General features: G+C 67.4%; 21 protein-coding genes and 1 pseudogene. 9 read left to right on the top strand and 13 right to left on the bottom strand.

All coding sequences use genetic code 11. From position 1 onward, the window contains the following. Positions 1-171 precede the first annotated feature (171 nt). The 4 genes from ACNA7R_RS14395 to dapA form a co-directional block, all read right to left on the bottom strand. On the bottom strand, positions 172-921 hold the full coding sequence (locus ACNA7R_RS14395) for an enoyl-CoA hydratase/isomerase family protein (protein WP_416284246.1): 750 nt from the start codon (positions 919-921) through the stop codon (positions 172-174). Between the two features lie 504 nt (positions 922-1,425). Further along, positions 1,426-2,262: a 2,3,4,5-tetrahydropyridine-2,6-dicarboxylate N-succinyltransferase gene (locus tag ACNA7R_RS14390; protein ID WP_416284245.1), complete on the bottom strand. Its 837-nt coding sequence runs from the start codon at positions 2,260-2,262 to the stop codon at positions 1,426-1,428. Continuing rightward, entirely contained in the window at positions 2,259-3,026 is a 768-nt protein-coding gene (dapB, locus tag ACNA7R_RS14385; protein WP_416284244.1) for a 4-hydroxy-tetrahydrodipicolinate reductase, read from the bottom strand. The genes ACNA7R_RS14390 and dapB overlap by 4 nt, the downstream gene beginning before the upstream one ends. 106 nt (positions 3,027-3,132) lie before the next feature. Continuing rightward, positions 3,133-3,966: a 4-hydroxy-tetrahydrodipicolinate synthase gene (dapA, locus tag ACNA7R_RS14380; protein WP_416284243.1), complete on the bottom strand. Its 834-nt coding sequence runs from the start codon at positions 3,964-3,966 to the stop codon at positions 3,133-3,135. A gap of 339 nt (positions 3,967-4,305) precedes the next feature. On the opposite strand from dapA, the gene ACNA7R_RS14375 reads away from it, so the two are divergent. Further along, on the top strand, positions 4,306-5,130 hold the full coding sequence (locus tag ACNA7R_RS14375) for a M48 family metallopeptidase (protein ID WP_416284242.1): 825 nt from the start codon (positions 4,306-4,308) through the stop codon (positions 5,128-5,130). A 103-nt stretch (positions 5,131-5,233) separates the two neighbouring features. Further along, on the top strand, positions 5,234-5,731 hold the full coding sequence (locus tag ACNA7R_RS14370; RefSeq protein WP_416284241.1) for an NYN domain-containing protein: 498 nt from the start codon (positions 5,234-5,236) through the stop codon (positions 5,729-5,731). On the opposite strand, the gene ACNA7R_RS14365 is transcribed toward ACNA7R_RS14370, so the two are convergent. After that, positions 5,728-5,901, bottom strand: a complete 174-nt coding sequence (locus ACNA7R_RS14365; RefSeq protein ID WP_416284240.1) for a hypothetical protein — start codon at positions 5,899-5,901, stop codon at positions 5,728-5,730. The two genes, ACNA7R_RS14370 and ACNA7R_RS14365, sit on opposite strands and share 4 nt — an antisense overlap. A gap of 129 nt (positions 5,902-6,030) precedes the next feature. On the opposite strand from ACNA7R_RS14365, the gene ACNA7R_RS14360 reads away from it, so the two are divergent. Then, positions 6,031-6,519: a PUA domain-containing protein gene (locus ACNA7R_RS14360; RefSeq protein WP_416284239.1), complete on the top strand. Its 489-nt coding sequence runs from the start codon at positions 6,031-6,033 to the stop codon at positions 6,517-6,519. Between the two features lie 39 nt (positions 6,520-6,558). Here the strand turns inward: ACNA7R_RS14360 and ACNA7R_RS14355 are convergent, their stop codons facing one another. Beyond that, a complete protein-coding gene (locus tag ACNA7R_RS14355) occupies positions 6,559-6,831 on the bottom strand; it encodes a hypothetical protein (RefSeq protein ID WP_416284238.1) in 273 nt (90 codons plus the stop codon). A gap of 120 nt (positions 6,832-6,951) precedes the next feature. On the opposite strand from ACNA7R_RS14355, the gene ACNA7R_RS14350 reads away from it, so the two are divergent. Together ACNA7R_RS14350 and ACNA7R_RS14345 are read left to right on the top strand one after the other, a co-directional pair. Next, entirely contained in the window at positions 6,952-7,332 is a 381-nt protein-coding gene (locus ACNA7R_RS14350) for a nascent polypeptide-associated complex protein (protein WP_416284237.1), read from the top strand. 3 nt (positions 7,333-7,335) lie between these two features. Further along, positions 7,336-8,070: a methyltransferase domain-containing protein gene (locus ACNA7R_RS14345; protein WP_416284236.1), complete on the top strand. Its 735-nt coding sequence runs from the start codon at positions 7,336-7,338 to the stop codon at positions 8,068-8,070. Between the two features lie 159 nt (positions 8,071-8,229). On the opposite strand, the gene ACNA7R_RS14340 is transcribed toward ACNA7R_RS14345, so the two are convergent. Next, positions 8,230-8,538 carry a transcription factor S gene (locus tag ACNA7R_RS14340; RefSeq protein ID WP_416284235.1) on the bottom strand — a complete coding sequence of 103 codons (309 nt, stop codon included), beginning with the start codon at positions 8,536-8,538 and terminating at the stop codon, positions 8,230-8,232. Between the two features lie 51 nt (positions 8,539-8,589). Continuing rightward, a complete protein-coding gene (locus ACNA7R_RS14335; RefSeq protein WP_416284234.1) occupies positions 8,590-8,844 on the bottom strand; it encodes a hypothetical protein in 255 nt (84 codons plus the stop codon). Between the two features lie 114 nt (positions 8,845-8,958). Here ACNA7R_RS14335 and ACNA7R_RS14330 point away from each other — a divergent pair, with 114 nt between their 5' ends. Beyond that, the gene (locus tag ACNA7R_RS14330) at positions 8,959-10,245 is read left to right on the top strand and encodes an MFS transporter (RefSeq protein ID WP_416284233.1); all 1,287 of its coding nucleotides are present in this window, start codon (positions 8,959-8,961) and stop codon (positions 10,243-10,245) included. Between the two features lie 55 nt (positions 10,246-10,300). Continuing rightward, complete coding sequence (locus ACNA7R_RS14325) at positions 10,301-10,801, top strand: DUF5797 family protein (protein ID WP_416284232.1); 501 nt, start codon at positions 10,301-10,303, stop codon at positions 10,799-10,801. Positions 10,802-10,856: 55 nt separating this feature from the next. On the opposite strand, the gene ACNA7R_RS14320 is transcribed toward ACNA7R_RS14325, so the two are convergent. Together ACNA7R_RS14320 and ACNA7R_RS14315 are read right to left on the bottom strand one after the other, a co-directional pair. Further along, the gene (locus ACNA7R_RS14320) at positions 10,857-11,909 is read right to left on the bottom strand and encodes a DUF5787 family protein (RefSeq protein ID WP_416284231.1); all 1,053 of its coding nucleotides are present in this window, start codon (positions 11,907-11,909) and stop codon (positions 10,857-10,859) included. Between the two features lie 150 nt (positions 11,910-12,059). Continuing rightward, positions 12,060-12,500 carry a bis(5'-nucleosyl)-tetraphosphatase gene (locus ACNA7R_RS14315; RefSeq protein WP_416284230.1) on the bottom strand — a complete coding sequence of 147 codons (441 nt, stop codon included), beginning with the start codon at positions 12,498-12,500 and terminating at the stop codon, positions 12,060-12,062. A 109-nt stretch (positions 12,501-12,609) separates the two neighbouring features. Between ACNA7R_RS14315 and ACNA7R_RS14310 the strand changes: the two genes are divergently transcribed. Further along, on the top strand, positions 12,610-12,945 hold the full coding sequence (locus ACNA7R_RS14310; RefSeq protein WP_416284229.1) for a 30S ribosomal protein S10: 336 nt from the start codon (positions 12,610-12,612) through the stop codon (positions 12,943-12,945). Between the two features lie 379 nt (positions 12,946-13,324). After that, the gene (locus tag ACNA7R_RS14305) at positions 13,325-14,602 is read left to right on the top strand and encodes an amidohydrolase (protein ID WP_416284228.1); all 1,278 of its coding nucleotides are present in this window, start codon (positions 13,325-13,327) and stop codon (positions 14,600-14,602) included. 103 nt (positions 14,603-14,705) lie between these two features. Here the strand turns inward: ACNA7R_RS14305 and ACNA7R_RS14300 are convergent, their stop codons facing one another. The 3 genes and pseudogenes from ACNA7R_RS14300 to ACNA7R_RS14290 form a co-directional block, all read right to left on the bottom strand. Next, on the bottom strand, positions 14,706-16,454 hold the full coding sequence (locus ACNA7R_RS14300) for a gamma-glutamyltransferase family protein (protein WP_416284227.1): 1,749 nt from the start codon (positions 16,452-16,454) through the stop codon (positions 14,706-14,708). A gap of 160 nt (positions 16,455-16,614) precedes the next feature. Then, positions 16,615-17,781, bottom strand: coding sequence for a DUF4397 domain-containing protein (locus tag ACNA7R_RS14295; protein ID WP_416284226.1), 1,167 nt, complete (start codon positions 17,779-17,781; stop codon positions 16,615-16,617). Positions 17,782-17,954: 173 nt separating this feature from the next. Then, positions 17,955-18,692 (bottom strand): annotated as a pseudogene (locus tag ACNA7R_RS14290) (electron transfer flavoprotein); the annotation flags it as partial.

The following is an 18,692-nucleotide window of genomic DNA, read 5'->3' as shown; positions in this document are numbered from 1 at the left end:
GGGACCTATAGTAACAACTGAAACTGTTTGCACACTGATCGCCAGCCGTCGTGCGATCAGGTGCGCACTGACCTTCAGTGGCGACTATAGAAGACCGACGCCGGATCACGGGTGGTGAAGCGGTCCTCAGAGAAGGGTTCGGAGCTCGTTTCGAGCAGGCACAGACCTCCTTCAGCGCCGCTCCAGAAACGCCCGCACCCCGTCCTCGTGTTCGGGCGTACCGTACGCCAGCGACTGGGTGAGCAGCTCGTGATCCAGCGCCTCCTGCCAGTACCGGCCCATGTTCTCGTGGATCGCCCGCTTGGTGAGTCCGAGGGTCGCCGTCGGTCGCTCTTGGAGGGTCTCGAGGAGGTCGGCGACCGCGTCGTCGAGCTCCTCGTCCGGGACGGCTTCATTGACGAGCCCCAACTCCGCGGCCTCCTCGGCGGAGACGAACTCGGCGGTCAGCGCCAGGCGCTTGGCGTCCCGGAGCCCGATGAGCTGGGGAAGCAGGAAGGTCCCGCCGGTGTCGGGGACGAGCCCGACGCGGACGAACGCGCAGCTAAACGCGGCCGATTCGGCGGCGTAGGCGAAGTCGCTGACCGCAGTGACCGCCAGTCCGGCGCCGACGGCGTCACCGTTTACCTTCGCGACGATCGGAACGGGCGAGGTGAGCGCGGTCTCGACGACCCGCCCCAGGGTCTCGGTCGTTCGGTCGTAGGACTCCTTGGGCGTCTCCTCGCGTTCGGCCATCGCCTCGAGGTCGCCGCCGGCGCTGAACGCCTCGCCCTCCCCGGTGAGGACGATCGCGTCGTACTCCTCCTCGTCGACGTCCTCGATGGCCGTCGACAGCTCGCTGGCCTCGTCGGCCGTAAACGCGTTCAGCTGTTCGGGTCGATCGAAGGTGATCGTTCGGACGCCGTCCTCGTCGTCGATGCGCATACGCCGACGACAGCGTCGAGTGCAATAACGATTCGTATGTTTCGTCCCGACGGCTGCACTCGTCGTAACACACATCCCACCGCTCGAGGTCGTTCTACCTGTCTGTCTTCCGAGCTGTTCTGCAACAACTCGTAATCGGAGAAGATCGAACGCCCGACTCGTGTCGACGTCTTCGACGGCGAATCGAACGTCGCGAGACGTCACTCTAATGCTCTATATCGCACAGTCGACGATAGTACACGGGATTCTCCTCCCGTCGAGCCGTTTGCTACGGCAGTTCGGATCGTCATTCGGATAGACTGCTCTACACCTCCGGTACAGGTACAGAGACGGTTCTTCCGTCCGGAAGGTGGAACTCCGCCACCGGATCGGTCGACCGATCCGTTTCGAAATATGTTCGATTTCGATCATACATAACTTAGTTATATGTGTATGGGCTGATGAGTGCGGACACTATCGAGGTCGGTGATCGAAGACCGTCCGCGACCGGAAGCTGATCGGGTCCTACTCCCGGAGCGCGTCCTCGCGCTCGGTGGCCTCGAGGGTCTCGGTCTCGAGGTCGGTGGCGACGACGGCGGGCTTGTAGGCGCCGCCCTCGAAGAGGTCGTGGTCGCTGACGGAGGACTCGACGAACCGCGTGAAGGCCCGGCGGTCGGCGGGCAGTTCGCCGTAGACGACCTCCTCCTCGACGAGGTCGTAGACGGGGATGCGCGGCGTCAGGAGGGTGTTCTCGCCGACGACGCTGTTCTCGCCGACGACGAACCCGGATGTCACCCGGCAGCCGGCACCGAGCGAAACGTTGTCCTCGACGACGACGGGCGCCGACTCGACGGGCTCTAAGACGCCCCCGATCAGCGTGTTCGCGCCGAGCTTGACGTCCGCGCCGATCTGGGCGCAGGAGCCGACCGTGTCACAGGAGTCGACGAGGGTGCCGTCGCCGACGTGGGCGCCGACGTTGACGAAGCTCGGGCTCATCATGATACAGTCCGACCCGAGGTAGGCACCCCGTCGGATCGTCGTCCCGTCGGGCGTGTTCCGGGTGCCCCGGTCGCCCAGGTCGTCGGTCTCGCGCAGCGGGAGGACGTCGTAGTGGTCGACGCCGCCGTACTCGTAGGCCTGGTTCTCGCGCAGGCCGAAGTTCAGCAGGATCCCCTGTTTGACCCACTCGTTTGCCTCCCACTCGCCGCCCGATTTCTCGGCGGCGCGGATCTCGCCGTCCTCGAGAGCCTCGAGAAAGGCCTCCAGGGTCGCGAACTCGTCCTCGCCGGCCGACTCCGCGTCGACCTCGCCGTTCTGTTTGCGATCCCACAGCCCCTCGATCTCGCTCTCGAGCGTGCTCATTCGTCGATCACGTCCGCAAAGTCGTAGTTCCCCACCTTCCGTCCTGCGATCCAGACCGCGGCGTCGACCGCACCCGCGGCGAACACGCCGCGGTCCTCGGCGCGGTGGGTCAGGCGAACCTCCTCGTCGTTGCCCGCGAGGACGACCTCGTGCTCGCCCGTAACGTTGCCAGCACGAAGCGCGTGGACGCCGATCTCGCCCTCCTGGCGGGGTGCCTCGCCCTCGCGGCCGTGCGTGCGCCCCGCAAAGTCGCCGTTCGCCTCGATCTCGTCGAGCAGGCGGTTCGCGGTGCCGCTGGGGGCGTCCCGTTTCCCGTTGTGGTGGGTCTCGACGAGTTCGACGTCGTACCCCGGGAGATTCCGTACCGCCTGGCCGACGACGTTGACCAGCGCCTGGACGCCGCGGGCGAAGTTCGGCGCGTGGAGGACCGGAACCTCGTCGCCGGCGTCCTCGAGGGCCGCGAGCCCGTCGTCGTCGAACCCGGTCGTCCCCGTGACGAAGGCGACGCCGGTCTCGGCGCAGGCCCGGGCGTAGTCGACGGCCGACTCGGGTCCGGTGAAGTCGATCACGGCGTCGGGCTCGCGCTCGGAAAGCAGCGCGTCGAACCGGTCGGCGGGTTCGAGGTCGACCCCCGCGACGCTCTCGTCGTCGGGGTCGCGGTTGACCGCGAACGCGACCTCGCAGTCCTCGCGGTCGGCGACGGCCGCGACGACCTCCCGTCCCATTCGCCCCGTCGCTCCGGTGACGCCGATCCCGACCGTCATGGACTGGCCTCTTCGGCGACCGCCGTCGGCTCGCCCTCGAGGTCGGCGACGATCCGTTCGACGATCCGCTCGGCCTCCTCGAGGACCTTCGGCTTGACCTTCCGGATCACGGCCCCCAGCGAGACGAACGCCGGGCGGGGCCGTAGCCGCGGATCTCCATGGCCTCCTTGACCGGGATCGGGTTCGTCTCGATAAACAGCGCGCGGAACAGCGGACCGAGCTCGTGGTGGAGCTCGCGAGCGCGCTCGTAGTCGCCCTCGAGGGCGGCGCCGACCATCGCGCAGGTCCGTTCGGGCTCGACGTTCGCCGAGACGCTGATCGTGCCGGTGCCGCCGACCGACAGGACGGGCAGGGTGAGCGCGTCGTCGCCCGAGAGGACGGCGAAGTCCTCGTCGCGCGTGCGCTCGACGATCTCGCCGATCTGGCCCAGGTCGCCGCTGGCGGCCTTGTAGCCCGCGATATTCTCGTGGCTCGCCAGTTCGACGGCCGTGTTTGGCTCGATGTTCTGACCCGTTCGCGAGGGGACGTTGTAGACGATCTGGGGCAGGTCGACGGCGTCGGCGATCGTCTCGTAGTGCTCGACGAAGCCCTGCTGTTCGGGCTTGTTGTAGTACGGCGAGATCAGGAGCAAGCCGTCGGCGCCGGCGTCGGCCGAGCGCTCGGAGAGTTCCAGGGCCTCGCGGGTGTTGTTCGAGCCCGAGCCCGCGATGACGGGCACGTCGTCGACGGCGTCGATGACGGCCTCGACGACCTCGACGTGTTCGTCGTGGGTCAGCGTCGCCGATTCGCCGGTCGAGCCGACGGGAACGAGCCCGTCGACGCCCGCCGCCTCGAGTCGCTGGGCGTCAGTTTGCAGTGTTTCGAAGTCGATCCCTTCGTCCTCGTCGAACGGCGTACACATCGCCGGGAAGACGCCGCTGAAGTCGATGTCGGATGTCATGTCTGTGTGGTGTGGTGGTGTTCGTGCGTTCGTCGAACGATCCTATCGAACCGCGCCGAAGTGCGCCCGAGACGAGGTCGCCACGCTCGCCACGAGCACTCTCAGACGCGTTTTTTCGAAAAGGGAGCCGCGCTCGCTCCGCTCACGGCGGTTGCAACGATAGCGCGAGCGGTGCGTGGCATACCCGGAAGGGCAACCGGAACGAACTTATGGATTTCGTTGTCCTGCTGTTCTTGCGTCTGCTCGGTCGGTGGCTGACTCGTCGTTACATCGATTACCCCGTGCCGTCTGTCGAATTATCCCGCGAAATTTATACATCGTGACTCCCTAACGACTCCTATGACAGATTTCGGACTGAAAGTACGAATGTTCGTCGTCGGCTCGATGCTGGCGGCGCTGTACCTGTTCGTCGGGGCCGTCGGCCTCGCGTTCCTGGGGACGGGTGCCTGGCCGATCGTCCTGCTGTTGCTGGTGACGTTCCCGTTCCTCCAGTACAAGCTCGGGACGTGGATGGCGACCCGGAAAGCCGAGGAGATGCCCGAGGAGGGACAGTACGCGGATATCCACCGCATGACCGAGTCGCTCTCCCGCGATATGGGGATCAAAAAGCCGAAGTTGATGGTCCAGGGGATGGGCGTCCCCAACGCGTTCGCGACCGGCCGCAAGGGCAACGGCGTCGTCGTCGTCAGCGAGGAACTCATCCGGCTGCTCGACCGCGACGAACTCGAGGGCGTCGTCGCCCACGAACTCGCCCACATCAAGAACCGCGACGTCCTGATGATGACGATCGGCAGCTCCATCGGGATGATGGTCGGCTACGCCGTCTACTTCGTCTACGTCTTCGGCGGCGAGGACAACCCCGGCGGCTTCATCGTCGGCTGGATCCTCTCGATCTTCGCCCAGATGCTCGTCACGATCCTCGTGATGGCCATCTCGCGCTACCGCGAGTACGTCGCCGACGACGACGCCCGCCAGTACATCGGCAGCGGCGACCCGCTCGCCCGAGCCCTCGAGAAGATTTCGAAGGGCGCCGAGAACCGCGAGTCGACGATCGACGAGGGCCAGGCCGCGCTCTGTATCTTCAACTCCGAGCGCGGACTGCTCGAGACGGTGTTCGCGACCCACCCACCGACCGAGAAGCGCATCGAGAAGCTGCGCAGCTGATCGGGACCCGGCACGTTTTTTTTCCGCGACACGTCGGCCACGGATCGCCGGAGGGCCGCCCGTTGTGAGAAGGGTTTTCACGATCGCCCGTCACGGGTAGGACATGACCGAGATTCACGCGGGTCAGCGCGTCGCGGTTCTCGTCGACGCGCAGAACCTCTATCACACCGCACAGAGCCTTCACAGTCGAAACATCGACTACTCGTCGCTGCTCGAGAAGGCGGTCCAGGACCGCCAGCTCACCCGCGCCATCGCCTACGTCATCCGCGCGGACTCGCCCGAGGAGGAGAGCTTCTTCGACGCGCTGATCGACATCGGCTTCGAGACGAAGATCAAGGATATCAAGACGTTCGCCGACGGGTCGAAGAAGGCCGACTGGGACGTCGGCATGAGCCTCGACGCGGTGACGCTAGCGAACCACATCGACACGCTCGTGCTCTGTACGGGCGACGGCGACTTCTCGCGGCTCTGCTCGCACCTGCGCCACGAGGGGGTCCGCGTCGAGGTGATGGCCTTCGAGTCCTCGACCGCCGAGGAACTCATCGCGGAGGCCGACTCGTTTCTGGATCTCGACTCGCGCCGCGAGACGTTCCTGCTCTAGGCGCACGCGTCGCGGGCGAGATCGACACACAGCGCGCCCGCACCGACGATCAGCGCCGATCCCGTGAGCGCGTAGACGAGAAGGTGTGACTCGAGCGCCGACGGGCCGGCGAACGTTAGGCTACTCACCGCGAGCAACCCCAGTCCGAGGACGATCTTCGTGAAATCCATTCGGTCGTCGAATCGACGCCGACCTATATAACGGTCCTGATGACAGTCCCGACACACTGGGTGTCACCGTGCCACGAACGCACACGACCAGGTCGAAGGGCTTTCGACCGCCCGCGCCGAACGCGGGCTATGAGCGATCCAGCCGACGGAAACGCGGGACTGCCGGCGCTGCGAACGATCGCCGACTACCAGTTCGGCGCCGGGGCGGGCGCGAGTCTCTTCCCGCCGACGGAGTCGCTGACGGTCAAACGCACCTCTTCGGGTCGCCCCCAGCAGGTCCACTGCGGGGACGGTCGCCTCGTCTCGTTCGGGATCGACGGCCGGTTCACGCTGGGGATCGAGGGCGGACGGCGCCTCGACGCCGCCCTCGAGCGGCCGGCCTATCGGGTCGTCGTCGACGACGAGAGCGAGCCGTTCGTCCGCGAGGAGAAGAACGTCTTCGCGAAGTTCGTCCTCGAGGCCGGCGACGAGATTCGTCCCGGCGACGAGGTGGTGGTCGTCCACGAGCGCGGCGAGGTGCTCGCAGTCGGGACGGCCCGACTCGACGGCGCGGCGATGGGCGACTTCGAGACGGGGATGGCGGTGAGCGTCCGCGAGGGCGTCCCCGCGGAGCGCTGACGCCCTCGCGAACGGTCCGGATCGGCTCCGGTGTGGCGTTCAGATCGGGTCGTCGGGATCGTGTTCGTCGGCCACTCGAGCGGCCTCGGCGGCGTACCGGTCCCGAAGTTCGGAATCGTCGACGTCCTCGAGATTTTTCGGGGAGACGTCCCTGGCGGCGGTAACGCTTTCCGCGTCGACGGCCTGCGAGGCGATCTCCTTGCGGAAGAACCGCTCTCCGTCGGGCGTGGCGTACTTGAGAATGATGAGATCGCGGTTGTTGTAGCCGCGCTCGACGAGCCACACGCGAACGTCGTCTCGTTCGGGTGCCATAGGAACACGAACGGTCGACGGACGCATACTCGTTGGCCCTGCAGAAGCGACCGCAGTTCGATTACGTCGGGCGCTCTCCGAACGACAAAGTAAAAGGTCGCTGGTGGCGACGTACCGGGTATGTTCGGAGGAGGCGGCGGCATGAACCCGCGCAAGATGGAACAGATGATGGAACAGATGGGGATCGACGTCGAGGACGTCGAGGCCGAGGAGGTCATCATCCGGACCTCGGAGTACGATCTCGTCTTCGACGACGCCGAGGTCACGAAGATGGACGCCCGCGGCCAGGAGACCTACCAGATCGTCGGCTCGCCCGAGGAGGTCGAGTCCGGCACGGCCGGCAGCGCCGACGCCGGTGCCAGCGAGGACGCCGGGAGCGCGATCCCCGACGACGACGTCGAGATCGTCGCCACCCGCACGGGCGTCAGCGAGGCCGAGGCCCGCGAGGCCCTCGAGGAGCACGACGGCGACCTCGCCGCGGCGGTCGAGGCCCTCGAGTAACGCGTGACTGTCCCGGTATTACTGGTTCGGGGCGACCGCGAGTACCTCGTCGAGCCCGGCACGGAGAAGGGGACCGACCTCGGCGTGCTCGAGGTTCCCGAGGACGTCGAGCCCGGTGAGACCCTCGAGACGCATCTCGGCGACGAGTTCCGGGTGCGCCGGCTCCGGGGACCGGATCTCTTCCACCACTTCGAGCGAACGGGGGCGCCGATGGTCCCGCGAGACATCGGGCTGGTAATCGGCGAGACCGGCATCGCGCAGGGCGATCGGGTGCTCGACGCCGGCACCGGAACGGGCGTGCTCGCGGCGCTTTTGGCCCGCGCGGGCGCGTCGGTCGTCACCTACGAGCGCGATCCGGAGTTCGCCGACGTCGCCCGGAAGAACATGCGACTGGGCGGCGTCGCCGACAGCGTCGACGTCCGAACCGGCGATCTGACCGACGAACTCGACGGGCTCGAGCCGTCGTCGTTCGACGTCGTCACCCTCGATACGGGCGACGCGCCCGACGTCGTGGAGGGCGTGCCGGAACTGCTCGTCGAGGGGGGGTTTCTCGCGGTGTACAGCCCGTTCGTCGAGTCGACCCGCGAGGTCGTCGAGGCCACTCGAGCGGCCGACCTGTCGGACGTCCGCACGCTGGAGACGATCCAGCGCGAGATGCAGTTCGACGACCGGGGATCGCGACCCTCGACGGCCCCGGTCGGCCACACGGGGTACCTGACGCTCGCCCGAAACGAGTAGGGCCCCAAACGACGTTGGGACCGATCTTTTGTCGGTGGCAAAACAGGTTCGAGACGCCGCGTCGGGTCGACCGCCCGGGCGGACGATGCAGGTGTCAGAGGCGCGACCGCCGTTCGACGCTCCCGTCTTCCCCGCTCGTTCGTTTCTCGAGCGACGGCCCTAGTTGTCGTCCTCGCGCCACTTGTACTCGCACTCGCTACAGATGAAAAAGCGCGTCTCGGACTCGTCGGCCGAGCGGATCTGTTGCATGTACCAGTACGCGCGGTCGTGGCCACACTCGGGACAGTGCGCGTCGGTTTCGGGCAGCGACGTCTCCTCGGAGGACTCGATGACCTCGCTCGCCTCCTGGTCGTCGGTCAGCGTGTACTCGGCGGCGTCACCTTTCGGCTTCGTGAATCCGCAGCTCCCACACTCCCAGATGCCGTCCTCGGCTTTCATCATCGATCCGCATTCGTCGCAGAATTCCATCGTTGTCCGGCATACAACGACGGAGCGACTTAAGCGACCCGTTTGGATCGGCTAGCCTTCCCCTTCCGACTGGTACGGCTCGCCGACGGCCTCCCGCGGCAGGACGTTGTGCAGTTCGGCCTCGAGATCGGCGACCCTCTCGAACCGATCCCTGTTTGTCCGGCCGACGAGTTCGCCCAGGTTACGTTCGCCGTCGGCCAGCAACAGGGTGACATCCTCGAGTTCGGTCGCCGCCGTCTCGGCCTCGATCGGGTACTCGAGGCGCTCGAACGTGTCGTCGATTCGGCTGAGTTTGACCTCCTCCATACGGGGGAAACGCGCGCCAGGGTCTTGTAGAGCGATGTCCCGGGAGCTGACTGTCTGTCCGGCCGCCATTTCGATTCGAAACGATAATCGGGGTGGGTTACGCAGTTCGAGGCGATGCGGCGTCTCGTTCACTGGGTTCTCGCGCAGTTCGCCGTCGACAGGCGGGTGCTCGCGCTGGCGTTCGCCCGGATGGCGGACGGGGTCGGCAACTCCTTTCTGATCATCGTGATCCCGCTGTACATCGCCGACGACGTCGTCGGCGGGCCGACGTTCGGTCTCGGCGAGTCGATGATTATCGGTATCATTCTCTCGCTCTTTGGCTTTCTCAACAGCTCCTTCCAGCCGCTTACCGGTCGCCTCTCCGACCGAACGAGACGACGGAAGGCGTTCATTCTGGCCGGACTCGGCGGACTCGCGCTGACGAACCTGGCGTACGTCTTCGCCGAGACGTACGTCTCCCTGCTCGTGATCCGAGGACTCCAGGGGATCAGCGTCGCCTTCATCATCCCGGCGTCGGTCGCGCTGGTCAACGAACTCGCGACGACGGGCGACCGGGGCGGAAACATGGGCGTCTACAACACGTTCCGCCTGGTCGGCTTCGGCGCCGGTCCCGTCGCCGCCGGCGCGGTCGTCAGCGCCGGCCCCTACGCGATCCCCGGCGGGCTGGCGATCAGCGGCTTCGACGCCGCCTTCTACGTCGCCGCGATCACGGCCACGTTGAGCTACCTGCTGGTGACGGTCCTGATCACGGACCCCGACTCGACGGGAGCGACCGCGGGCGCGGATCTCTCGATCGACGTCTTCGATCGCTCGGGGACGAACCTGCTCGATCCGATCTTTACGCTGGGCGTCGTCTCGCTGTTCATGGCGGCGGCGATCGCCCTGTTCGCGACGATCCAGCCGCAGGTCAACGACCACCTCGATCAGGGATCGACCTGGTTCGGCCTCCAGTTTGCGGCGTTCATCCTCGCCCAGATCCTCCTGCAGACGCCGATCGGCCGGGCCTGCGACCAGTACGGTCGGCGGCCGTTCATCCTCGTCGGGATGGTCGTCCTCGTTCCGGCGACGATGGCCCAGGGGCTCGTCACGACCTCCGAGGCCATGTTCCTGGCCCGTCTCGCCCAGGGGATCGCCGGCGCGATGGTGTTCGCGCCCGCGCTGGCGCTGGCCGGCGACCTCGCCGGCGACGGCGAGTCGGGGTCGAAGCTCTCGGTGCTGACGATGGCCTTCGGCTTCGGGATCGCGATCGGTCCGTTCTCCTCCGGCGCGCTGATCGGCTACGGCTTCTGGGTCCCCTTCGCCTTCGGCACCGTGCTCGCCGCGCTGGGAGCGATCCTCGTCTACACGCAGGTCGAGGAAACCCTCGAGACGACCGCACCAGTGCCGATACTCGGCGACTGACGCCCACAACGACGGGACACAACGCAAAAGTACCGGATCCGCATATCTTCCGACGATGACGCTCTCGGACGAGGCCACGGAACGGTTGGCCGACGTGGTGGAGCTACAGCCGACGAAAAACGCCGAACTGCAGGATCGGTGGGGGTTAGAAAGCGGCAGCGAGGTCCACCAGTACCTCGAGAACGAACTCGGCGACTACTACTTTCGCGACGACAACAGCCTGATCCGGGCGACCGCGGAGGCCGCGGACCTCGTCGACGTCGAACCGGGCGTCGAGAGCGATCCCGACGACGGCACCCCCTCCAAGATTCGGGTGCCCGAGCTCCAGGCGCGGATCGTCGAGGTGCTCGCCGGCCCCGACGAGGAATCGGAGAGCGTCGTCTCGGTGTTACACAAGCTCCGGGACGCCTACGACGTCGATCCCGACTCCGAGGACGTCCGCTCGGGTCTCCAGAGCCTGCGCCGAAAGGGCGTCGTCGAGATCGAGTACCGCACCGTCCCGACGTTCCGGCTGGCCGTCGAGCGCGACGACCTCGAGGTCACGACGACCGACTGAATCCCTCTCGACGTCCGAAACGAGCGACCGCGAGCGCCACGTCCCCAGCGAGATCCTACAGCCCGGGCCGCCGACGTCGGCGACGCCCCTCGAGCAGCGCCGAGAGCCGGGTTCCCGGCCCGCCCTCGATCGGCCACCCTCGAGTTCGCCAGACCGGGGGCTCCGGTTCGAACTCCCGACAGGAGCCCGAACACTCCGCGGCCGTCTGGCAGCGCCCCTTGGCCTCGCAGCGGGGACGTAGCTGTACGCCGTCCGTTCCCCGCAGCGCGAAGTGCCGACAGTCGGGACGCATCGTCTCGACGAACGACCGCCAGCCGCGCTCGTAGGCCCGCTCCGCGATCGCGAGGCGCTTCTCGGCCTTCCGATCGGGGTTGACGTACTCGAACCGGGCCGCCGAGCCGTCCCGCTGGCCGCCGTCGGGTCGCTCGAGGATCCGGGTTCCCGGCTCGTCGACGGCGAGCGAGCGGGGGTACCACGCGACCGCGGCCGACAGCGACTCGGGCTCGAGCGCGAGGACGCCCGCCTCGACCGGCAGCCCCTCGAACAGCACGGGCTCGACGCGTTCGCCCGTCTTCCGGGTGGCGACCCAGACCTCGTCGGCGAGCCCCAGCGCGACGTCGTACTCGAGCTGGGCGGCGAGGTTCCGGGCGGCGCTCGCGTCGAGGTCGGGCTTGTTCTCGATGGCGACGATCCGATCGACCCACTCCGGATAGCCCCACTTCCGGCGGATCTCGATGCGGTTGCCCTTCTTTCGGGTCTCGAGGATCTCCCGGTCGTCGGCCTCGTGGATCGCCTCGCGGACGTACCGCCAGGGGTAGCCCGGATCCGGAAGCGCGTCGCGGTAGTAGGCCCAGTCGGCGGGCGCGTTCCGGACGACGTGCAGGAGGTCGCTATCGAGTCGTTTCGGGCCGAAATTCGCGCGCCGCCGGAGGGCCTCGCGGTCGCACTCGAGGACGATCGTGTCCCAGCGCCGTCGCTTCGTGCCGAGCTGGCGGGCGACGAGGATCGCGCGATCGTCCGCGAGGGGCTCGGTCGGCGGCCACTCCCGCTCGGCCCAGCGACAGCTCCGCAGCTCGAAGGCGAACTCGCTGTCGGTCGCTCGAGTCACTGGCGTCCGTAGGGAGATCGGAGACAAGTGCGCTGCGGTCCGTCGTCGACTCCGGTCGGAATCGAGAACCGAGGTGGACGAAACCGAAGCCGGAGCTGTCGATGCCGGGCCCGTTTCGAACCTCGCGGCGTCGGTCGCTCGTCGCTCGCCTTACTCCTCGTCGTCCTCCGCTAAGATCTCGTCTAAGTACTCGTGGGCCTCCTCTAAGATCTCGCGTGGCCCGTCCTGGGTGACGGTGTTGACCGCCTGCTCGTAGTCGCGCCACTGGAGGTCGCGGTGTTCGTTCGAGAGTTCCGCGCTCGCCTCGAAGGACTTCGCGATAAAGAGGTGAACGGTCTTGTGGATCGTCTTGCCGTTCGCCTCGAAGACGTAGTCGTAGTCCTCGCGAAAGCCGTCGAGTAGTCTGAACTGGTCGATACCTGCCTCTTCCTTTACTTCGCGGATCGCCGTCTGCTGTAGCTCTTCATCTCCTTCGACACCGCCCTTCGGAAACTCCCAGTCGCCCGGGCGGCTCTTGAGTAGAAGATACTCGCGCCGGCCCCGCGTATCGCGGAAGAGGATCGCGCCTGCGCTCGTAGCTTCGACTGCCATTACCTCGAGTAACGTGCCCGACGTTAAGAGAATATCGGACTGTGCTCCGCCCGAGCCGTATCTCAGCAGGTTTTTACACGCCGGGCGTCCAGAGTGGATAACACCAGCTATGACCTTCGTTACCCGCCTCACGCTTCAGAGCGGTGATCGAGCCGCACTCGACGGTATCGTCGACGACATCAAATCCACCGCCGAGCGCAAGGGCGCCGCGCTGAAGGGGCCCCACTCCCATCCTCCCGAGAAGCTGACGGTCCCCCAGCACGCTCGTCTGCACGGCGACGACGACCGACGGTTCGACTCGTGGAACTACACCGTCTTCACGCGCGAACTCGAGATCCACGGTCACGACGACCTCGCGCGTAACATCGCCGAGCAGAACTTCCCGGACTCGGTCCACATCGAGGCCGAGGTCGAGCAGATCCACGGCGCGGGCCGGGGCAACTGACGGTCGACCGGATCTCGAATCGGAACGCCCGCTCGACGGGGATGTCGCCCCTGCCCCGCTGTAACGTCGCTCGCGCCTCGTTCGATCTGCGGGCTGACTTCGGGCGTTCACCGGCCGAACGCGCGAGGAGCCCGACCAGCGGCCGATCGAGGAGCGGTTCTGGCGGGAGAGCCGACGGGTCCTCGCCGGCGACACCGAGTACCCGCCGTCGGATCGCGAACTCGTGCAGGCCCACCTGGTCACGCGGGCGCTTCGCGAGCTGGACGCCCCCATTGCCCGGAACTCGGAGTCGGGGTCCGACCGCGACTGACGCCGCCGTCTCGCGGACCGACGAACCGAACCCGCCACTGCTTTGGGCTCCCCCTCCCAATACGGTGCTATGTCCACCGATCCGGACCTCGTTTCGCTGCGTCGAGACCTCCACCGCAAACCCGAGCCCGCCTGGCGAGAGTTCTACACCACCGCGCGGATCGTCGAGGAGCTCCGGTCCCGGCTCGACCTCGACGAACTCCACGTCGGGCCCGACGCCATCGCGGCCGAACACCGCATGGGTGTCCCCGACGAGGCCGAACTCGAGACGTGGTACGCGCAGGCTCGCGACCACGGCGCCGACGAGTCGGTCCTCGAGTCCCTCGAGGGCGGGTACACGGGCGCCGTCGCCGTCCTCCGCAAGGGTGAGGGGCCGACGGTCGGGCTGCGGGTCGACATCGACGGCCTCCCCCAGCCCGAGTCCGAGGACCCGGACCACCTGCCAGTCGCCGAGAGCTTTCGCTCCGAACACGACGACGCGATGCACGCCTGCGGTCACGACGCCCACGCGACGATCGGGATCGGCGTGCTCGAACGAATCGCCGAGAGCGACTTCTCGGGGACGCTGAAGGTCTTCTTCCAGCCCGCCGAGGAGGTCGTCGGCGGCGGGAAGTCGATGGCGAAAAGCGAGCACCTCGCGGACGTCGACCACCTGCTCGCGCTCCACATCGGACTCGACCATCCCACGGGCGAGATCGTCGCCGGCATCGACGGCTTCCTCGCGGTGCGACACCTCGAGGCCACGTTCACCGGCGAGCCCGCCCACGCGGGCGGCCACCCCGAACAGGGACGCAACGCTGTCCAGGCGATGGCGACGGCGGTCCAGAACTGCTACGGGATTCCCCGCCACAGCGACGGCGCCACCCGGATCAACGCGGGCGTCGTCGAGGGCGGCAGCGCCGCGAACGTCATCCCCGAGGAGGCCCGCATCGTCGCCGAGGTGCGGGGCGAGACGACCGAGCTGATGGAGTACATGTACGAGAAGGCCGAGCGCGTGATGCGATCCGCGGCCGAGATGCACGACTGCGAGGTCGACCTCGAGATCGGCGCCGCGGCACCGAGCGCCACGAGCGACCAGGAACTCGTCGACGTCGTCGCCGACGTCGCCGGTAGCGTCGAGGGCGTCGAGAACGTCCTCGAGCGCGACCAGCTCGGCGGCAGCGAGGACGCCACCTTCCTGATGCGGGAAGTCCAGCAAAACGGCGGGCTGGCGTGTTACGTCGGCGTCGGCACCGACCATCCCGGCGGCCACCACACCTCGACGTTCGACGTCGACGAGGACAGCATCGGCCAGGGTGTCGAGACGATCGCCGGCGCGATCGAGCGGATCGAGCTCGAGCGTCCCTGACGGAGCGATCTCCACTACCGCGAGTCACGTCGCCCGAACGAACCGCTCATCGGTTAGACACTCTCGTTTTCGACCGTTTCGATCGAGGAGTGATCCGACTCGGTTAGCTCGAGCCCTCGTCGTCCGCCCGCGAGACCGTTCCCTCCGCGGTGGAGTGTCGCGGCTCCGCGCCGACCTGGAGGTCGTCGTCCTCGAGGACGATCGCGTTCCCGGTGCCGAACATGCCGGCTCCTTCCTCGAGGTCGTGGCCCCTGTCCTCGAGGTCGTCGAGGACCTCCGGCGGGAACTCGGTCTCGATCTGGAGGGTGCCGTCGGCCTCGTGGGGGTAATCGGTCGAGGGGAAGGCGGTGCTGACGAACCGCGGGCGGTCGATCGCTGCCTGGGCGTCCAGCCCGAACTCGGCGACGTTGAGGAACTGCTGGGTCTGGCCCTGTGGCTGGGTGTCGACGCCGGTGACGCCGCCCAGCACGTACGGATCGCCGTCCCGGAGCGCCATATAGGGGTTCGAGGTGTGACGCACCTCGTAGCCCGGGGTCAGCCGGTTCGGGTCGTCGTCCTCGAGGGCGAGCATCCGCATCCGGTTGTTGATGTGGATCCCGGTGTCGCCGACGACGAGGAACTGCGCGCCCAGGCTGGTCGTCACGGCGGCCGCGTTGCCGTCGCCGTCGACGACGTGGAACGTGGTGGTGTGGTCGGCGTCGGTCTCCTCGAGCCCGGTGTCGATCGGCCACTCCATCGCCTCGTCCGGGTCGATCCGGTCGCGCTGGTCGGCGGCGTACTCCTCCTCGAGGAGGTCCTCGACGGGGACGTCGACCCGGTCGGGGTCGCCGACGTGATGATAGCGGTCCGCGAACGCGAGCTTGATCGCCTCGGCCTGGAGGTGGACCGCGTCGGCGTCGTCGGGCTCGAGCTCCGAGAGGTCGTACTCCTTCAGCACGTTCAGCGCCAGCAACTGCGTGATGCCCTGGCTGTTCGGCGGGTTCTGGTACACCTCGACGTCCTCGTCGTACTGGATCGAGAGCGGCTCGACGATCTCGGCCTCGAACTCGCGGAACTCCTCGAGGGTCAGGTAGCCGCCGTGCTCGTCGGAGTGGTCGACGATGGCCTCGGCGATCGGCCCCCGATAAAAGTAGTCTCGTGCGGCCCGGATCCCGTCCGATCGGTCGTCCTCGTCGGCGTAGGCGTCGGCGAACGAGTCGAACGTGTCGGCCATCGCGTCCTGGGTGACGGTGTCGCCCTCCCCGACGAGGTCGCCGTCCGAGTGGTAGATCTCGGCCGCGGCGGGTCGGTCCGCGATCAGATCGGCTTCGCCCTCGAGCCAGCCCGCCATCTCCGGGCTGACGGGATACCCCTCCCGGGCGAGGCTGATCGCGGGCTCGAGAACCTCGCCGAGGTCCAGTTCGCCGTACTCGCCGAGCCACAGCATCCAGCCGTCCCAGGCGCCGGGGACGACGGCCTGGTGGATTCCCGGATCGTCCGCGCGCTCCTCGTGGTCCTCGGGAGTCGCCTCGAGTCCAACCGGGCCGACGCCGTCGAGGCTGGTCACCTCGTCGGCCTCGGCGTCGTAGTACAGCGCCCACGTCCCCCCGCCCAGCGCCGAGGAGAACCAGGGCTCGACCACGCTCAGAGCGGCAGCGATCGCGACGGCGGCGTCGGCGGCCGTCCCGCCCGCCTCGAGGGTCTCGAGTCCGGCCTCGGTCGCGAGGTGATGTTGCGAGACGACGGCCCGCCGGTCCCCGTCGGACTGTTCTGCAGGCCCTTCGTCCGAGAACGCGCCACAGCCGGCGAGACCCGCGACGCCGGCTCCGGCGCTCGTCGCCAGCACCTCTCGGCGGCGGACGTTCGTGCCCATACTCGAGGCCGGGGACGCGAGAACAAAAGCGAACGGGTCGGTTCGATCCGTAGTTGGACGTTACGGATCGCTCGAGAACGGGGATGGAGTGCCTCGGGTGAACCGACGGTGAGTCGATCGGCCGCCTCAGATGAACTGAACCGGTGTCGGTGTCGACCGATCAGTAGTCGTCGTACTCGTCATCGTGGCCGTCGTGATCGCCGTGTCCGTCGCTATCGTGGTCGTCCTCACCGTCGCGTTCGACGACGTGGATCTCGCCGACCATTCCCTGGTCCTCGTGGGGCTCACAGACGTACTCGTAGACGCCCTCGCAGTCGAAGGTGTGCGAGTGGCAGGCGCCTTCGTCGAGTACCTCCGGTTCGCCCTCCCAGCCCGAGCGGTCCGGGATCGACGTCGGGACGACGTTGTGGCCGTCGGACTCCCAGCGGAACTCGACGGTGGTGCCGACCTCGACCTCGAGTTCGTCCGGGTCGAAGACGTTCTCGCCGTCGGGGCCGACGTGGATCCGGGTTCCCTCGGCAGCCTCCTCGTCTTCGTCCTCCGTGTCGGTTTCGGCTGCCGCGTCGAGGACGACTTCGAGGTCGAAGGGTTCGTCGGCGGGCGCCGCTTCGGGCTCGAGGTAGCCGACGGCGAACGCGGAGTAGACGTTTCCGGCCTCGGGCGCGACGTCGAACTCGGCGACGACGTCGCCGTCGTTGTCCTCGGTCGCGGGCCGCACCTCGAGGGTGTACTCGCCCGCGGGGACCTCGATCGCCCCGGCCTCGCCGAAGGCGACGTCCTCGAACAGGACCGTCTCCCCGTCGTCGACGGTGACGTCGACGGCCGGGGCGTCGGGCGAGGCGTGAACCAGGCGAACCCGTGCGTTTTCACCGGGATCGCTCACGTCGTCCTCGAGGACGGCCGGCGCGAAGGGCTGGTTCTCCTCGGCCAGCTCCCCGAGCGCGGCGATCGTAAACGCACCCTCGGACAGCTCGAGTTCCTCGTCGAACACCACCGTGTCGGGATCCTCCGTCGCCGAGATGGCGACGTTGGCGGTCCCGACCGGCAACTCGAGGTAGTCGCTGACCGCGCGGAACGGGACGTCCTCGAGGACGGCGTCGCCCTCGACGCTCACGTCGACGTTCGGTGCGTCCGGCGAGAGGTGTGCTGCCCGAACCAGGGCTTGCGCATCGGGTTCGTCCGTGTGCTCGTCCTCCGCCTGTTCGCCGTCTTCGTGCTCGTCCCCGTCGTGATCGTCGCTCGCACCGCTGAAACTCGCAGCGACCAGCCCGGCCCCCGTGGCCCCGATCAGTGTCAACGTGCGTCGTCGGGTATGTCCTTGTGACATGGATACATATTGCGCAGAGTCAGGATTGTCGACTAGCCCTAACAGAGTAGGTGAGCGAGGGCGGCCTCGATCGGCCGGGAGCACGGCTCGAGCGTCGTTCGAGACGGCTTCGCCGTCTCGTGATCACGGAAGATACGAAACGTCTTCCGGACGACAGAGTAAGCGGTTGGTAGTTAGTACTTCGGATCCGCGCCCGTCGTCTCGTAGACCGCCTCCAGAAGGTCGTCGCGCCGATCCTGCCAGCTGTCGAGCGCGCCGGGGTGGGAGGGGTAGTTGCCGTAGTGTGCGAGCAGGTCGTCCGCACACCGCTTCGTCTTGTAGAGGTTCCAGATCGTCCCCCAGTGATCGCGGCTCTTGAGCAGCGCCTCGAGCTTGAGCTTCGTGCCGATGTCCGTACTGCCCGAGTACAGCGCCTCGGCGAGCTTGTCGCCGGGCATCGCCGCGAGCAGCCCCATCAGGTCGTCGACGTCGACGGCCGTCGAGAGGATGTTGTAGACGTCGAGGGCGGCGTAGCGGGCGCCGAAGTGGTCCATCACGCGCTGGTTGTACTCCCAGAGGGCTCGCTCGCCGACGTCGCCGGCCTCGATCCCATCGACGGCAGCCTCGGCGGCGTACTTGCCCGCGTAGGCCGCACCGGCGATCCCGCCGCCCGTCGTCGGGTTGACGTGGCCTGCGGCGTCGCCGACGGCCATGTAACCCGGGTGGACCGCCGAGTCGTAGGGCCGACGGGTCGGGAGCGCGGCGCCGAGCTTGTCGTCGACCTGCGCGCCCTCGAACTCCGGTCGGCTTCGGAGATCTCGCTTCAGGCTCTCGACGAGCTGCATCGGCTCCTCGGTCATCTGGAAGCCCAGGCCGACGTTGATCTCGGTCTCGGTGCGGGGGAAGTACCAGAGGTAGCCCGCGGCCCGCTC

It is taken from the genome of Natronococcus sp. (assembly GCF_047921035.1).
Taxonomy (GTDB): Archaea; Halobacteriota; Halobacteria; order Halobacteriales; family Natrialbaceae; genus Natronococcus.
Note: the sequence above shows the minus strand (reverse complement) of the source record. Positions and strands in the feature narration are given on the sequence as shown.

What these genes read in the sequence shown, in the direction of transcription:
- ACNA7R_RS14295 (WP_416284226.1), bottom strand. Translation starts at nt 17,781, where the DNA reads ATGTCACAAGGACATACCCGACGACGCACGTTGACACTGATCGGGGCC.
- ACNA7R_RS14375 (WP_416284242.1), top strand. Translation starts at nt 4,306, where the DNA reads ATGACAGATTTCGGACTGAAAGTACGAATGTTCGTCGTCGGCTCGATG.
- ACNA7R_RS14315 (WP_416284230.1), bottom strand. Translation starts at nt 12,500, where the DNA reads ATGGCAGTCGAAGCTACGAGCGCAGGCGCGATCCTCTTCCGCGATACG.
- ACNA7R_RS14365 (WP_416284240.1), bottom strand. Translation starts at nt 5,901, where the DNA reads ATGGATTTCACGAAGATCGTCCTCGGACTGGGGTTGCTCGCGGTGAGT.
- ACNA7R_RS14390 (WP_416284245.1), bottom strand. Translation starts at nt 2,262, where the DNA reads ATGAGCACGCTCGAGAGCGAGATCGAGGGGCTGTGGGATCGCAAACAG.
- dapB (WP_416284244.1), bottom strand. Translation starts at nt 3,026, where the DNA reads ATGACGGTCGGGATCGGCGTCACCGGAGCGACGGGGCGAATGGGACGG.
- ACNA7R_RS14335 (WP_416284234.1), bottom strand. Translation starts at nt 8,844, where the DNA reads ATGGAGGAGGTCAAACTCAGCCGAATCGACGACACGTTCGAGCGCCTC.
- ACNA7R_RS14350 (WP_416284237.1), top strand. Translation starts at nt 6,952, where the DNA reads ATGTTCGGAGGAGGCGGCGGCATGAACCCGCGCAAGATGGAACAGATG.
- ACNA7R_RS14360 (WP_416284239.1), top strand. Translation starts at nt 6,031, where the DNA reads ATGAGCGATCCAGCCGACGGAAACGCGGGACTGCCGGCGCTGCGAACG.
- ACNA7R_RS14305 (WP_416284228.1), top strand. Translation starts at nt 13,325, where the DNA reads ATGTCCACCGATCCGGACCTCGTTTCGCTGCGTCGAGACCTCCACCGC.
- ACNA7R_RS14355 (WP_416284238.1), bottom strand. Translation starts at nt 6,831, where the DNA reads ATGGCACCCGAACGAGACGACGTTCGCGTGTGGCTCGTCGAGCGCGGC.
- ACNA7R_RS14325 (WP_416284232.1), top strand. Translation starts at nt 10,301, where the DNA reads ATGACGCTCTCGGACGAGGCCACGGAACGGTTGGCCGACGTGGTGGAG.
- ACNA7R_RS14330 (WP_416284233.1), top strand. Translation starts at nt 8,959, where the DNA reads ATGCGGCGTCTCGTTCACTGGGTTCTCGCGCAGTTCGCCGTCGACAGG.
- ACNA7R_RS14300 (WP_416284227.1), bottom strand. Translation starts at nt 16,454, where the DNA reads ATGGGCACGAACGTCCGCCGCCGAGAGGTGCTGGCGACGAGCGCCGGA.
- ACNA7R_RS14370 (WP_416284241.1), top strand. Translation starts at nt 5,234, where the DNA reads ATGACCGAGATTCACGCGGGTCAGCGCGTCGCGGTTCTCGTCGACGCG.
- dapA (WP_416284243.1), bottom strand. Translation starts at nt 3,966, where the DNA reads ATGACATCCGACATCGACTTCAGCGGCGTCTTCCCGGCGATGTGTACG.
- ACNA7R_RS14395 (WP_416284246.1), bottom strand. Translation starts at nt 921, where the DNA reads ATGCGCATCGACGACGAGGACGGCGTCCGAACGATCACCTTCGATCGA.
- ACNA7R_RS14340 (WP_416284235.1), bottom strand. Translation starts at nt 8,538, where the DNA reads ATGGAATTCTGCGACGAATGCGGATCGATGATGAAAGCCGAGGACGGC.
- ACNA7R_RS14310 (WP_416284229.1), top strand. Translation starts at nt 12,610, where the DNA reads ATGACCTTCGTTACCCGCCTCACGCTTCAGAGCGGTGATCGAGCCGCA.